Source organism: Flagellimonas rhodophyticola (genome assembly GCF_049332665.1).
Lineage (GTDB): Bacteria > Bacteroidota > Bacteroidia > Flavobacteriales > Flavobacteriaceae > Flagellimonas.
This window is the reverse complement of the sequence record NZ_CP186326.1, coordinates 3,019,648-3,035,141: the sequence shown is the minus strand read 5'-3', so window position 1 is coordinate 3,035,141 and position 15,494 is coordinate 3,019,648. Positions and strand designations below refer to the sequence as shown.

14 protein-coding genes are annotated in these 15,494 nt (G+C 39.2%); 4 read left to right on the top strand and 10 right to left on the bottom strand.

The window, feature by feature from the left end; translation table 11 throughout:
• The first annotated feature begins 76 nt into the window (after window positions 1–76).
• Window positions 77–2,500, top strand: a complete 2,424-nt coding sequence (locus tag ACOKFG_RS13630; RefSeq protein ID WP_422861462.1) for a glycoside hydrolase family 3 N-terminal domain-containing protein — start codon at window positions 77–79, stop codon at window positions 2,498–2,500.
• Window positions 2,501–2,529: 29 nt separating this feature from the next.
• Here the strand turns inward: ACOKFG_RS13630 and ACOKFG_RS13625 are convergent, their stop codons facing one another.
• Complete coding sequence (locus tag ACOKFG_RS13625; RefSeq protein ID WP_298790471.1) at window positions 2,530–3,045, bottom strand: DUF2892 domain-containing protein; 516 nt, start codon at window positions 3,043–3,045, stop codon at window positions 2,530–2,532.
• 156 nt (window positions 3,046–3,201) lie between these two features.
• On the opposite strand from ACOKFG_RS13625, the gene rpmH reads away from it, so the two are divergent.
• Both rpmH and carB read left to right on the top strand, forming a co-directional pair.
• Window positions 3,202–3,360, top strand: a complete 159-nt coding sequence (rpmH, locus tag ACOKFG_RS13620) for a 50S ribosomal protein L34 (RefSeq protein ID WP_082433296.1) — start codon at window positions 3,202–3,204, stop codon at window positions 3,358–3,360.
• A gap of 102 nt (window positions 3,361–3,462) precedes the next feature.
• Window positions 3,463–6,315 (top strand): carbamoyl-phosphate synthase large subunit, encoded by a 2,853-nt coding sequence (gene carB / locus ACOKFG_RS13615; RefSeq protein ID WP_298790460.1) that lies wholly within the window; start codon window positions 3,463–3,465, stop codon window positions 6,313–6,315.
• Window positions 6,316–6,323: 8 nt separating this feature from the next.
• Here the strand turns inward: carB and ACOKFG_RS13610 are convergent, their stop codons facing one another.
• The 9 genes from ACOKFG_RS13610 to gndA all read right to left on the bottom strand — a co-directional run bounded on the left by ACOKFG_RS13610 (window position 6,324) and on the right by gndA (window position 13,747).
• Window positions 6,324–7,154: a hypothetical protein gene (locus tag ACOKFG_RS13610; protein ID WP_299174049.1), complete on the bottom strand. Its 831-nt coding sequence runs from the start codon at window positions 7,152–7,154 to the stop codon at window positions 6,324–6,326.
• Window positions 7,155–7,286: 132 nt separating this feature from the next.
• The gene (locus ACOKFG_RS13605) at window positions 7,287–8,120 is read right to left on the bottom strand and encodes a DUF2306 domain-containing protein (protein ID WP_422861461.1); all 834 of its coding nucleotides are present in this window, start codon (window positions 8,118–8,120) and stop codon (window positions 7,287–7,289) included.
• 32 nt (window positions 8,121–8,152) lie between these two features.
• Entirely contained in the window at window positions 8,153–8,845 is a 693-nt protein-coding gene (locus tag ACOKFG_RS13600) for a DUF4386 domain-containing protein (protein ID WP_422861460.1), read from the bottom strand.
• Between the two features lie 313 nt (window positions 8,846–9,158).
• Entirely contained in the window at window positions 9,159–9,608 is a 450-nt protein-coding gene (locus ACOKFG_RS13595; protein WP_298790448.1) for a hypothetical protein, read from the bottom strand.
• Between the two features lie 67 nt (window positions 9,609–9,675).
• Window positions 9,676–10,233 carry a GIN domain-containing protein gene (locus ACOKFG_RS13590; RefSeq protein ID WP_299485783.1) on the bottom strand — a complete coding sequence of 186 codons (558 nt, stop codon included), beginning with the start codon at window positions 10,231–10,233 and terminating at the stop codon, window positions 9,676–9,678.
• On the bottom strand, window positions 10,220–10,588 hold the full coding sequence (locus tag ACOKFG_RS13585) for a GntR family transcriptional regulator (protein WP_299174032.1): 369 nt from the start codon (window positions 10,586–10,588) through the stop codon (window positions 10,220–10,222). The genes ACOKFG_RS13590 and ACOKFG_RS13585 overlap by 14 nt, the downstream gene beginning before the upstream one ends.
• A 1-nt stretch (window position 10,589) precedes the next feature.
• Window positions 10,590–11,339 (bottom strand): ABC transporter permease, encoded by a 750-nt coding sequence (locus ACOKFG_RS13580; RefSeq protein WP_422861459.1) that lies wholly within the window; start codon window positions 11,337–11,339, stop codon window positions 10,590–10,592.
• Complete coding sequence (locus tag ACOKFG_RS13575) at window positions 11,326–12,177, bottom strand: ABC transporter ATP-binding protein (RefSeq protein WP_299485779.1); 852 nt, start codon at window positions 12,175–12,177, stop codon at window positions 11,326–11,328. Before ACOKFG_RS13575 ends, ACOKFG_RS13580 begins: the two co-directional genes overlap by 14 nt.
• Window positions 12,178–12,337: 160 nt before the next feature.
• Window positions 12,338–13,747: an NADP-dependent phosphogluconate dehydrogenase gene (gene gndA / locus ACOKFG_RS13570; protein WP_422861458.1), complete on the bottom strand. Its 1,410-nt coding sequence runs from the start codon at window positions 13,745–13,747 to the stop codon at window positions 12,338–12,340.
• 174 nt (window positions 13,748–13,921) lie between these two features.
• On the opposite strand from gndA, the gene zwf reads away from it, so the two are divergent.
• Window positions 13,922–15,454, top strand: coding sequence for a glucose-6-phosphate dehydrogenase (gene zwf, locus ACOKFG_RS13565; RefSeq protein ID WP_299485775.1), 1,533 nt, complete (start codon window positions 13,922–13,924; stop codon window positions 15,452–15,454).
• The last annotated feature ends 40 nt before the right edge of the window (window positions 15,455–15,494 follow it).

Genomic DNA, 15,494 nt, shown 5'->3' with positions numbered 1-15,494 from the left:
CAAAAATATCGTTTGAGACGATAAGTCACAAATTAAATTATTACATTTGTGTCAAATAGTCACAATTAATATAATCATGAAGAAAAAAATATTCCTTTCGCTCAAAATTTTGGGCATAATAATTATTTTGATTGCGCTCACCGCATTTTTCTTGTTTCGTTATTTCAGCAAAACATTTCTAAGTTTTGAAAAAGACTACGCCGAAAATACCCAGTTCAATGAGTTGACTATTGAAGGACGTACTTTTTTGGACCGCAACAATAACGGCGAATTAGATGTATATGAGGACGACCGAAGACAAATCAAAGAAAGGGTTGCTGATGTGCTTTCAAAAATGACCTTGGAAGAAAAAATCCACCTATTAAAGGGTAGTGGCATCGCATCTGCAATGGGGCAGAGTGAACCCGGAGGCATCCCGGGAGCAGTTGGCACAATTGTTCCAACACCGCGACTTGGTATTCCCACGGTATACCTTTCAGACGGGCCTGCTGGTCTACGGATTTTACCCACCCGAGAAGGTGAAGACCGAACATATTATTGTACAGCTTTTCCAATTGCCACCCTTTTGGCTTCTTCTTGGAATGAAGATTTGATTTATGAGGTGGGCAATGCTATGGGTAAAGAAGCTCAAGAATACGGAATTGATGTGATCTTGGGGCCTGGCGCCAATATTCATCGCCACCCACTTTGCGGTCGTAATTTTGAATACTTTTCAGAAGACCCTTTACTCTCAGGTTATATGGGCGCTGCTATTGTTAACGGTATTGAAAGCAACGGTGTAGGAACTTCGGTAAAACATTTCGTCGCTAACAACCAGGAAACGGAACGATTTCTTAATGACGTCATTATTTCAGATAGAGCCTTAAGAGAAATTTATTTAAAAAGCTTTCAGCACGTCGTGGAACGAGCGCAGCCTTGGACCATTATGTCTTCGTATAACAAGGTGAACGGAACATATACTTCAGAAAGCAAACAATTACTGACCGATGTTTTACGTGATGATTGGGGATTTGAAGGTTTGGTCATGACGGACTGGTTTGGTGGAAAGAACCCATCGGCCCAGATAACGGCGGGGAACGACTTATTGGAACCTGGAACAAAAAGACAATGGAAGGCTTTAACAGAAGCAGCGGAAAATGGAAGTCTTTCCATGGACAATATTGATAGGGCAGTAGAGCGTATTTTGACATTGATTTTCAAAACAAGAAAAATGCAGGATTATGATTATCAAGAAAATCCTGATTTAAAAGCCCATGCCCAAATTACCCGCCAATCAGCATCTGAAGGTATGGTTTTACTTAAAAATAACGGTGCGCTGCCGCTTACCAATGTTACAAATGTTGCTTTGCTGGGAGTAACATCTTATGAGTTTATTGCAGGTGGGACCGGCTCTGGAGATGTAAACGAGGCCTACACAGTTTCTTTGGAAGAAGGATTGATGAATGCCGGGTTTGACATCAATAAAGATGGAAAAGCAGCGTTCGCAGAACATAAATTCTCCAATAGTGAAGGTTTTAAAAAACCTGAGGGGATGGATGCTGTTTTTAGTCCATATTCTCCTCCCGAGCTCAAATATTCCAAAGAACAACTGAATCACATAGTGAATACCTCCGATATTGGTATTCTCACCATAGGAAGAAATGCCGGTGAAGGAGGGGACCGGGTAGAAAAGGATGACTTTCTTTTGACAGAAACAGAGCAGGAAATGATCGATTTAATTGCCAAAACCTATAATGAAGCAGGTAAAAAGCTTGTGGTAGTTCTCAATATTGGCGGGGTTATAGAGACTGCTTCCTGGAGTGCAAAACCGGATGCCATTTTGTTGGCTTGGCAAGGCGGACAGGAAGGCGGAAATTCTGTTGTGGATATTCTTAGCGGAAGGGCAAACCCCAGCGGAAAATTGCCGATGACCTTTCCTGTGAAATTATCGGATCATGCCTCCAATGCCAATTTTCCTAAAAATCCTGAAATGATGACCATTCAAGGAATGATGAAAGATTTAATTTTTCCTCCAAAGGAAAAACCAGAATCGGAATGGGTGCGCGATGAAGATTATACCCATTACGACGAAGGGATATACGTAGGCTACCGTTATTTTGATAAAAAAGGTACGGATGTTTCCTACCCTTTTGGTTATGGTTTGAGTTATACCAATTTTGAATATGGGGACGTAGAAGTTGAATTGGAAAACGACACCATCAATGTTGCGGTTGTCATAAAAAATATAGGTGCATTTCCTGGTAAAGAAGTTGTGCAGGTTTATACAGGGAAACAGGACTCTAGAGTTGACCGCCCTACCAAAGAACTAAAGGCCTTTGCCAAAACTCAGCTTTTACATCCAGAATCATTGGATAGCATTTCAATCCAAATTCCAATAAAGGAATTGAGCTTTTGGGATGAAGAAAAGAGCGACTGGAGCTTGGAAAAAGGGAGCTATAGCATCCAAATTGGAGCATCATCAAGAGATATCAAAGCAGAAACCAGTATAAGTTTGGAGTAGTTTACAAAAGTTAATGAAGATGCATGCAGTTAGATTTTCTTCATCTGCTGCTGCATCATCCTGATTTGTTCCGTTAGCATGTTGTTCTTATCCAACTTTTTTGCCTCTTGTAACAAGGTAGTGGCTTCGCGCTTTCTGCGTTTCTGCATAGCAATACCTGCAAGGCTTAATTTCGCCATGGCCACATCATAATCCATAGTAAGGCCTAGTTTCAGTGCTTTTTTAAAGTATTTTTCAGCCTGGGTGAGGTTTTTTTGCGAATAAATGATACCATGCAAATAGTTGTAATACCCTTGTTGCTTTTTGATTAGGGCAGCTTCAGGATTTTTTATTTTACCCAACCACTTTTGGGTGCCCTCCATATCTTGTTTTCGCATGCGCAGGAAAGCCATTAGAATCAATTCATTTCTGAAATAGAGAAAAATAAACACAAGGGAAAGTAAAATCAGAGCTATGCCGTTACCTATATAACCTTCTGCAAACTGATATCCGGAGTAGCCAAGAATTAAGGCAGCGATTACAATTTTTATATTTTTATGAAACATATTTCATTAAGATTTTGAGTCGATTTTAAGAGGAGGCTAAAGTACTAAAAACAATTTGAAATATTTTCTCCTTGCATTTGCCAAAGTAAAAACTCTTCGTATATTTGCGCCCAGAATTTCAGAAGGTCCTCATGACTTTTTTATAATCCGTTAGAAATGAAAAGAACATATCAGCCGTCCAAAAGGAAAAGAAGGAACAAACATGGTTTTAGAGAGCGCATGGCGACTGCCAATGGCAGAAAGGTTCTTGCGAGAAGGAGAGCAAAGGGAAGAAAAAAACTAACAGTTTCATCAGAACCACGTCATAAAAAATAATGACTGTAAATAACTTTTTAATAAAGGTGCTACTTTTTCAAGTTTAGCACCTTTTTTTTGACCTAATTTTGAAAAATTTGAAAACGAGTAACCCTATTTAGAATGCCAAAAAGAGACGATCTTAAATCCATTTTGATTATTGGTTCTGGCCCTATTATTATTGGCCAGGCATGTGAGTTTGACTATTCTGGTTCCCAGGCACTTCGTTCCCTGCGTGAGGATGGAATTGAAACTATTCTAATCAATAGTAACCCTGCCACAATTATGACAGATCCCGTTATGGCAGACCATGTCTATCTTAAACCACTCACAACGAAATCCATCATCGAGATTTTAAAAAAACACCCCAATATAGATGCTGTTTTACCAACAATGGGAGGACAAACTGCTTTGAATCTTTGTATTGAGGCTGATGAAAAAGGAATTTGGGAAGATTTTGATGTGGAAATCATTGGAGTTGATATCGATGCTATCAATATTACCGAGGATAGGGAGAAGTTTAGGGAATTGATGCTTAAAATTGGTGTGGGAATGGCGCCTCAGGCAACAGCCACCTCATTTTTAAAAGGAAAGGAAATTGCCCAAGAATTTGGATTTCCGTTAGTGATTAGAGCTTCATTCACACTTGGTGGAGCAGGGGCTTCGATTGTTTATGATCCAAAGGATTTTGATGGGTTATTGAGTCATGGTCTTGAAGTATCCCCCATACATGAAGTGATGATTGATAAGGCACTCATGGGATGGAAAGAATATGAACTGGAATTGCTTCGCGATAAAAATGACAACGTTGTTATCATTTGTGCTATTGAGAATATGGACCCAATGGGTATTCATACCGGAGATTCCATAACGGTTGCACCAGCAATGACACTTTCAGATCGTACATACCAACGCATGCGGAACATGGCCATCCATATGATGCGCAGTATTGGTGATTTTGCTGGAGGTTGTAACGTTCAATTTGCGGTAAGTCCAGATGAAGAAGAGGAGATTATTGCCATCGAAATAAACCCAAGGGTTTCGCGTTCATCCGCATTAGCTTCAAAAGCAACTGGGTATCCTATTGCAAAAATTGCGGCAAAACTGGCAATTGGTTATTCGTTGGATGAATTGGAAAATCAAATTACAAAATCCACTTCGGCGCTATTTGAGCCCACCTTGGATTACGTAATCGTAAAAATCCCAAGATGGAATTTTGACAAGTTTGAAGGTTCGGATAGAACGCTAGGACTTCAAATGAAATCTGTAGGTGAGGTGATGGGAATTGGACGATCGTTCCAAGAAGCACTTCATAAAGCCACACAATCTTTGGAAATCAAACGTAACGGATTAGGAGCGGATGGAAAAGGATACAAAGATTATGATACCATAATACAAAAACTAAAAGTGCCCAGTTGGGACAGAGTTTTTGTGCTTTATGATGCCATTCAATTGGGCATCCCATTGTCTACGATTCATGATATTACCAAAATTGACATGTGGTTCTTAAAGCAATACGAAGAATTGCATTTCTTGGAACAGGAAATTTCAAAACATACGGTAGAAAATCTTTCAAAATCACTCTTGCTTGAAGCTAAACAGAAAGGGTTTGCGGACAGACAGATTGCGCATATGTTGGATTGCTATGAGAGCGAAGTGCATACCAAACGTACCGAACTTGGAATAAACCGAGTCTATAAACTTGTTGATACATGCGCTGCCGAGTTCAAGGCGATGACACCATATTATTATTCCACTTTCGAGGAAGAAATAGAAACTGCTGATGGAAAACGCTTTGTGGCCAATGATAGTGAGGTTACGGATAGGAAGAAAATCGTGGTATTAGGATCTGGCCCAAACAGAATAGGACAGGGGATAGAATTTGATTATTGCTGCGTACATGGAGTTTTAGCAGCTGCAGAATGTGGCTATGAAACTATTATGATCAATTGTAATCCAGAAACGGTGTCCACGGATTTTGACACGGCTGACAAGCTCTACTTTGAACCTGTTTTTTGGGAACATATCTATGATATAATTCTTCATGAAAAGCCAGAAGGGGTGATTGTTCAGTTAGGAGGACAAACGGCATTGAAGCTGGCAGAAAAATTGGATAAATATGGCATCAACATCATCGGGACCAGCTTTGAATCCTTGGATTTGGCTGAAGACCGAGGTAGTTTCTCAACATTATTGAAAGAAAATAACATTCCCTATCCAAGATTTGGCGTTGCCGAAACTGCAGATGAGGCTTTGACCCTTGCAGATGAGCTTAACTTCCCCCTTTTAGTAAGACCGTCATATGTGCTAGGAGGGCAAGGAATGAAAATTGTAATCAATAAGGAAGAACTAGAATCTCATGTAGTGGATTTGCTAAGAAGTATTCCAAACAACAAATTATTGCTGGATAATTACCTCGACGGCGCTATTGAAGCAGAAGCAGATGCTATTTGTGATGGAGAAGACATTTACATCATTGGTATCATGGAGCACATTGAACCTTGTGGTATACATTCCGGGGATTCCAATTCAACATTACCACCCTTCAATTTAGGAGAATTTGTAATGCAGCAGATTAAGGATCATACTAAAAAAATAGCATTGGCCTTAAATACTGTTGGATTGATCAATATACAGTTTGCTATCAAGGACGACACGGTATACATCATAGAAGCCAATCCAAGGGCCTCACGTACAGTTCCGTTTATAGCGAAAGCTTATGGGGAACCCTATGTGAATTATGCCACAAAGGTTATGTTGGGTGAAAAGAAAATCAAGGATTTTGACTTTAAGCCACATCTGGACGGATATGCGATAAAACAACCAGTATTCTCATTCAATAAATTTCCAAATGTCAATAAAAACCTTGGACCAGAAATGAAGAGTACAGGTGAAAGTATCCTGTTTATCGATAGTCTAAAAGACGATGACTTTTATAACCTATACTCCCGTAGAAAAATGTATTTGAGTAAGTAGTACCTTGCTCAATCTGCAATTTGGATGGCATCACAGGTACCCACAAAAGGAATACCATTGGTGCCAAAGGCGTAGGTAATTAGCCCAACATATACATTTGAACCAAAGACAGGAGCTGTACCTGGCAAATTACCGGTTTCATTGTATAAGATCCATTCATCTGCGATTGCCCCATATTCCGAATTGGGATTTTGCCAATATATGGTTATTGTTTCGTCTTGATTTCCAACTACGCGGATATCCGCACGACCGTCGGGTACCACATTGGCACCAATATCGTTGACAGAAGAATCACCATTAACGGTGTTTTTACCTTCTATAGTGAAGTAGGTGTTGCCTCTGTGACCAACAACAACGTGGGCTGAATTAATGGAGTTCAAGTTTTCAACATGTATTTGGACCCCAGAAAATATATAGAGTGAATTTTCAGGTGTTGGTGGAGTTTGAGAATCTGTCAACGTACCAATTCCAATATTTCTGGCTATAAACTCAAAAGGGAATGTCAGCAATTTTGCATCTAATCTTCCCTGGTCATCGTTAAAATGTAAAGTTTTGTTATCGGTATTGTCGGTGAGTTCGGCTCTATATCTTCCACCTTCACGCTCAACTTCAGGCAACGCAGTTTCATTATTGGTAACAAAATCTACCAAAGGACCTGTACCGTCAAAACTATCCGTGACAAAGGAATCACTTGGAGCGTCCTCACCACCTGAACCAGTATCTTCTTGGGGCTGTTCTCCAGCACCTTCGTCATCTAAAAAAGGTTCTACTGCATCTGTAGAGCAAGCGATAAAGGAAAAGAGCAACAAACCGAATATAAGTTGTAAAAGTGTTTTCATAAGTAGGTAAATTTCTGATATATAACGAAATAGGAGGTGCTGAAGTATACCGTTTATCGAAAACCAAAAAGTCGATATGAAGACATACCGACTTTTTTAGATGCTATTCAATTATGAGTTCTTTGCCAGATTTTAAGTAATTCTAGGTAACCACATTCCCATAGTGGCAGCAAAAGTACCTAAAGCTGTAATTACTGTGAATGCAAATATGGTTACGGCTGTGAGTATTTTTATCACACTCTTTTTTTTACGTTGGGCGATGAAATATAATTCAACAACAGCAAGGGGAATCAAATATTGACCAAACCCTAGAAAAACCAAAAAAGGACCACGGAATGTTTCAGGATCAAAACCTACCGGACTTTTATGAATAAAGAGCCAACACATAAGTCCTACCCTAAAAAACCATACGCCTGCCATGACCAGGAATAGCCGTAGGGCCCATTTCCGATGTTCACCAAACTTGCGGTTAACGGCATTCTGGAGGGCTAAATATGCAAATAACAAAATGAAAATCCCATTTACGCTCACACTAATATCCCCAACAAGGCCGGAAATGGTTCCCTTGGTTACAACCATATAAATTCCGCTCATGCTTATTAATACGGCTGCTCCCAGATAAAACCTACCATTCCAGCGGTGAAATTTCGGTGCATACTTTCGTAATTGTGGAATAAATTGAATTGGTCCGCCGACCATTACAATTATGGCAAAAATCAAATGAATGGCAACGGCTAGGTTTCCCATGGAATCTCCCTCAATATACCCATGGGGCAATACCCTGTTCCATCTCATAAAATCGCCATCCATTGCCGCTCCACCGTAAAAAGCAGCTACGTAAAAGGCAAAAATCCACATGCCTAGCACTGCAATTATAAACCAGAATTGTGCGGAGAAATTTAAAAGCGAGGCGGGCCAGTTCTTATTAGAGAGATTAGGCCCAGTTGTTTTTAAACTAGAAGTCATAACGTTTGTTTTTTGATTAATGAAAGATGCTTTTACTTGATACTGTGATTAGGATTGATGGGATTTTTGGCAAAACCTTTGGCAATTAACCATCCAGTTAATACAATCATATGAATCCCGTTCTGACTGAAAAAGTGAAAACTGACGTTCAAATCAAAGATGTTGAGCCAGCAGGCTATAAATACAATTGAGATTGCAATCATGCCCCACCCAGATAAGAATCTGGGTACAAGTCTATTTTTAAACAAAAAATAATAGAAGATAAAAGCGGCGGTGGCATAGAGCATGATACCAAAAAAATGCGCCCAAAAATAATCTTCAACTTTAAGCCTGCCTGCTATCATGAAATACTCCGCATTGACAACCTGAGCATTCACAAATTCTTGACTTAGCGATAATAGCGAGAGGTGGCTAATGTTACTGAAGATTATAATTGCAGAATAGATAATCCAAATTCCAAAGAAACCTATGGCCAACCTGCGATTGAATTTTTTTATTTGTTTGAATATTATTGTGGCAATAACCACCCATAGTGCACTGGTTAGAATATCTAATAATATTGCTACGCGCATTTCCAAAGCATTTTCAAAAATTTGAGATAAGAAATCTGGGGAGTTGGTCAAAGAGATTGATAAACCTCTAAGAATTACAGAAGGTATTCCAGCTGAGATCGTTAGAAAAAGTAAGAAACCAATGGTTCTTCCGGTTTTTTGATTTGTTTCCATTTTGTTTGTTTTGATTGATGACTGTTTTAGTGATTGTATATTTTTCTTACACTGTCCTCGAAGAGGGATAAGTGAGCTATTTCAGATTTTCCTTTATCCAGATTAATTGTCAATAGTTGCAATGCGTTTTTTGTTTTATAGTAAGCTAGTATGGCCTGCTTTTCTTCATGCTGCCTGCGACTGTAATTGAGAAATAATATGAACAGGAAGAGCCCAATAATTGGGACCAGCCAGGTCATGGAGCCGTTTTGACCCTGGATTAAATTAAATTTCATGATGATTCGTTTTTAATTGATGATGATTGATGAAATGGTCAGATTGGCGAGGTCTTAAACCGAAAGAAAGTTCTGATATAGTTGTTGAAGACATATCCCCATGGAATGACGATAATATCAATAATGACAGCTATGATGCAGATTTGATAAAACGATTCGGCTTCCGGTGTCACATTTCCTGCTGCTTCCATAGGAAGATATACAGCTAGGGCCCAAGTAGCTTTATATGCGAGCTGCAAAAAAAGAAGGGGTAACATTTTAATGGGATAGCGCACTCCCAATCCCATTAAGGTGGCGTAAGTGGCCCAAAAGCTAAATGTTACACCTGTAATGTAATCGATGGGCTCTTCAGGATATAAAAGATACTCCCAGGCTTCAAAAGCGAGTCCAACAAAGGTTAACAAATAGAGCGCTCGCATAAGTATCAACCTAAATTTAGGAGGTCTTTGTGGTTTTTGAGGCGTACTATCGATTGCGGTAGATTTCATAATTGTTCGTTTTTTGATTGATGATTGATGATTGGTTATTGATTAACTACATAAGTTCGTTTTTTGATCATTGTTTTGTATTTGAGATATGGTCAATTTTTTCAATTTCTCCTTTTAGGGTTACAGCTCCATCCGTATTATTGATATAACTGACAAAATCATAGGACAGATTCAAGGTCCCCGAACTTTCGTCATTAAATTCCAGATGCAGATTTTCACCTGTTATTGGAGTGTTGGCTTCAAAATGCACTTTGTTGTTTAGTTCAAGACTTGTTAGTAATGGAGCATTTATTTGGATGACAATGCTGTCTTTCTTCTTTAATTTTTTTGAGGCTTCGATAATCAGTTTCCTATTGACTACTGTTGTACCGATTGAATCGATGATATAGTTGGGGGCATTTACGATTACTTTTGATTCATCACTTTGAAGAAAAATTATCCTTATTCGATTTGAAGCGTTTATTGCATCAAATGGGGCAACCACTCTAGTTTCTGTAATAACTTCAACCGGAATTTCATTGGCCTTAGCTTTTTTTATATTGCTGTGGACGACTATTTGGAAGACCAGCGAAAAAAAGAGGGCTATGCCCAACGCACCTAGCAGTATTAGATTACTCTTCTTCATTTTTTTGTTGGTTGTATACGTTCTTTAATTCATCAAATGAGATATTCAATAAGCTCAGTTTCTTAAAAACATCGGGCAACATCTGCTCCATAAATTCTTTTCGTTTTATGCTGAGCACTTTGGTATAACCATCGCTCGAAACAAAATATCCTATGCCCCTTTTATTATGGATTACCCCAAGATCCTGTAAATGGTTAAAAGCCCTGATGGCGGTATTCGGATTTACTTCTACCATAACAGCAACTTCACGTACAGAGGGAATGCGTTCTTCTTCTTCCCAGCGTTTTTTTAGGATGTTTTCGTAGAAAAAGTCCACGATTTGCAAATAAATGGGCTTGCTGTTGTCAAATTCCATCCTAAACCTCCTTTTCCTTCATTTTAAAATATGCAACTATCAATAGTAATGGGCCAAGGAGTATACCATAAAACCATCTTCCTAAACTTGAAAAATCCAATGAGGTGGCATCAAATGCTTCTGACACTATTGGGTCACCGGAGAACAGACCGTAATCATGATTGAATATTCCAAATAGGAAGAAATTGAAAAGCATGAATCCCAAAACCAAAATGCCTAAGGATAACAATGTTTTTCCAATTCTATTTTTTCTAAAAGCGATAGCACCTACCAGAAAAAGTGGCTGAACCAAAAAGTAAACTTTTAATACATTCCAATATTGAATAGAAAAAAGGGAAGGAACATCAAAATCCACGCCCCGAATCACAACTCCAAACAACAAAGCTAAAATTCCGGTCATAACAGCAAGAACAGAATATACTACTGTATAGATGACTGTAACGGTAAGCCACTTAGCAATTAGTCTTTCAGGAATTGATATTGGTATCGTCAGGTACAATTGGTTAGCAGAAGTATTGTTGAATTCCTTAAAAATTACAAAGGTGAACAATACCCCCATGGGAATGTAAATTAACCCGAATACGCCAAAAAACTCATCCATTGACAATTGCTGGTCCCACATCATGTTTAAAGCACAGAAAAGAAAAACCAACACAACACCAACAAGCAGTCCAACCACGAACGTACTTTTATATATCGTAATGTCACGACGAATGAACTGTCCAACTCTTAATAAACTAAACTCTTTCATTCTGCTGCGTTTGGTTCATAACTTCCTTTATTTTGTCGGGTGCACCCAAGATTCCGTTAAACAGCAATTCAAGGTCTACCTCTGTTTCATTTTTGTCCAAACGAGGAACAATTGCCTTTCCTCCAAAAGAAGATTCGGAATAAATAGGCTCCATGGTGTCGTTGGATGGTTGTTTTCCAAACCACAGTCCATCAGAGACTTTGTCCAGGGATTGGTCAAAAGCAATCCGCCCATTGTCCAAAACCACAACATGATTGATTAAACTGTGCAAGTCTCTTACTTGATGTGTGGAAATTACAATACACTTATTTTCATCAACTACTGAGGCCATGACCTTTCTAAACTGGCTTTTGGAGGGAATATCCAGGCCATTAGTAGGCTCATCCATAAGCAGAAGTTTTGTATTGGTTGCTATTCCAAAGGCAATGAGCACTTTTTTCTTTTGCCCAAAGGACAATTTTGAGATGATATTGTTGGGAGAAAGCTGAAACTCCTCTATAAGTTGATAAAATTGTGTTTTGGAAAATAGGGGATAAAAACAGGATTGCACTTTTTCAAATGACCGAATGGATAAAGCAGGAAGCTCAAAATCCTCAGGAACTAAAAATATATGTTGAAGTGACTGTACGTCTCTTTTTCTCATCTCATATCCGTCAAGCGAACAACTACCATGCTTAGGAAATAACAATCCGCTCATGATTTTCAGTAGAGTGCTTTTGCCTTCCCCGTTCTTTCCAAAGAGTCCGTAGATGTTTCCTGCGGTAAAATCCAGATTTATGGATTGAAGCACAGAACGGCTTTTGGGATAATTAAAATTCAAATGTTTAACAGTTAACATTTATAGTGTATTAGATAACTAGAACACTACAAATGTAAAAAAATATTTTTAACCTCCAAATTTTTAAGAAAACGATAGCATCCTGCGAGCTTCACAGGTTGCTTAACTGGAAAGAATTTTGTCTTAGGGTTTTAGTTCGAAGTTCAGGATTAATGACTTATTAATCTTCCCACTCCGTATGAAAAACCCCTTCGCGATCCAAACGTTCGTAGGTATGCGAACCGAAATAATCCCGCTGAGCCTGAATTACATTCAAAGGTAATCTGCTGCTCGTATAAGCATCAAAATAAGTTAGGGCATTGGAAAGTCCTGGCAATGGAATGCCATTTGTGGCGCCATAAGCTACCAACTCTCTGGTGGAATCGACAGTCTCCTTAACTTTTTCAACAAAAGAAGGCGATAGCAGTAGATTTTGAAGTGTACTATCCGCATTAAAAGCTTCGGTGATGTCTGCCAACAGAGCGGCGCGTATGATACAACCAGCACGCCAGATTTTGGCAATTTCCCCCAGTTCCAGTTCATACCCATATTCCTTAGATGCATCTGCAAGTTGGTGCATTCCCTGTGCGTAGGTGATGATAAATGAAAAATAAAGTGCTTGTTCTGCTTTGCTTACCAAAGAATCTTTCACCACAGATTCAGGGGTAGGTCTGTCATAGATCTCATCAGCCTTTACACGTTCTTCTTTTAAAGCAGAAATTTCACGCATGCTAACAGCAATATCAATGGTAGGTACGGGAATTCCCAAATCCATTGCATTTTGGGAGGTCCACTTACCGGTTCCTTTTTGCTTGGCCTTGTCTAAAATTTTATCTACCAAATGCCCATCGCCCAAATTGTCTTTTTGGGCAAAGATTTCTGAAGTAATTTCAACCAAGAAAGACTGTAATCGGCCGGCATTCCATTCAGCGTAGGTGTTATGAAGTTCTTCATTGGTAAGTCCACCGGCCTTTTTCAGAAGGTCATAGATTTCCGAAGTCAATTGCATTAACCCATATTCAATGCCATTATGGACCATTTTCACGTAGTTTCCTGCCGATTTTGGGCCTAAGTAGGCCACACAAGGTTCTCCTTTATATTTGGCGGCAACTGCCTCAAATACTGGTTTAACATGTTGATACGCATCCCTTGAACCTCCTGGCATTATACTCGGACCTTTTCGGGCACCTTTGGCACCTCCTGATACTCCAGCTCCAAAGAAATTGATGCCCTTCTCCTTTAAATAGGCTTCACGTCGGTCGGTATCCGTAAAGAATGAATTTCCCCCATCTATTATGATGTCACCTTCATCCAAATGAGGAAGCAGACCTTCAATAACGGCATCTACAATCTTTCCGGCTGGAACAAGCAACATAATCTTACGGGGTGTGCTTAAGGAATTCACAAAAGTAACTGCTTCGGTTGAGGCATTCACACGATTGGTATCACCACCTTCTGTAATAAGTGCGTTTACTTTTTCCTTATCCAAATCATTACCAAAGGCGGTAAAGCCATTATCTGCAACGTTCAGGATAAAATTACGTCCCATTACTCCAAGTCCCACAAGACCAAAATCATACGTATCTGCCATGCTCTTTATTTTTATGGCTTGCGTTCAATGTAAGCCATATGTTCATTTTCGAACCTAAAATAGCGTTATATTCGTTATGCTCAAAACTAAATGGAAGCTCTAAAAGGTTTTTCACAAAAATGACATTTGGGCGACTTTTTTCTGAATAATCCAAACTGGTTTTACCGAAACACTATGAAAAAGACCGATAATCAAATGCTCATTATTTTTGGAGCTTCAGGGGACCTGACTGCCAGAAAACTGATTCCAGCTTTGTTCAATTTGTATGTAGCGAGACAATTGCCCAAAAATTTTGTGGTTTTGGGGGCAAGTCGGAGCGATATGACCGACGAGGAATTTCGGAATAAAGTAGTGGGCCAAAGTCCGTATTTGGAGAAAAAACTGGAGGATTTAAAGGAAAACTATATCAAGGGTTTTACAGATCGCATTTTTTATGAGGATTTGGGAAGTGATTATACAGCTGAATATTCAGGTTTAGCTAAACGCATTGAAACCTTGAACCAAGAAAATGGAACAGAGAATAATTATATGTTCTATTTTTCTACGCCACCCAGTCTATACGAACCAATTGCAAAAAATTTGGCCGATGTTGGATTAAACAGCCAAGATAAAGGTTGGAAAAGATTGATTGTGGAAAAGCCCTTTGGCTATAGCTTGAATAGTGCAAAATCTCTTAACAATGGACTTCAACAATACTTTAAAGAACCACAGATATACCGAATAGATCACTATTTAGGAAAAGAAACCGTACAAAATCTGTTAGTGACCCGTTTTTCAAACAGTATTTTTGAACCCCTATGGAACCGGAATTACATCCATCATGTGGAGATTACCAATGCGGAAAGTGTTGGAGTGGAAAAACGCGGGGGATATTACGATAAATCTGGCGCCTTGCGGGATATGTTCCAAAATCATTTAATGCAAATCGTCTCTTTGGTTGTTATGGAGCCGCCAATTGGTGACCAGCCCGAAGAGATTCGAAATGAAAAGGTAAAAGCATTGAAATCTTTGCGCATTATGCGTGATGACAAAACTCTTTTTGACAATACTATTCGAGCACAGTATGTAGCTTCCGAAATCCATGGTGAAAAAGTGAAAGGATATCGCGAAGAGGACGGGGTTAACCCAAATTCAACTACAGAAACTTATGCAGCGGTGAAATTTTTTGTGGACAATTGGCGCTGGCATGGTGTACCATTTTATGTGAGAACTGCTAAGCGTATGCCTACCAAGGTTACCGAGGTCATCATACATTTTAAAACACCCCACCATCAAATTTTTAAGGATTCAGGGGTGAATAGCAAAGACAACAAACTGATTATTCGTATTCAACCTGATGAGGGAGTCCTCGTCAAGTTTGGAGTAAAAGTGCCAGGTCAAGGATTTAAGGTGGAACGGGCCAATTTAGATTTTTACTATTCCAGTTTGGCACAAACTTATGTGATGGAAGCTTACGAAAGGCTGTTGCTCGATGCGATGCAGGGTGATGCTACTTTGTATGCAAGAGCGGATGAGGTTGAAGCGGCTTGGGAGTTTGTAGACCCTATTTTGGATTATTGGAAAAATGGAAAAGATGTACGTATGTATGGTTACGCAGCAGGAGTTTGGGGCCCGGAAAATTCAGATGAACTCATAGATGATTTGGGATATTGGAGAAATCCAGGGGAGAATTTAGCAGATGACCCAGGGTATTGTGTGATATGTTAAACGTTGGATGAAAGGTTAAGGGTTGAAAGTGATTGTAAAC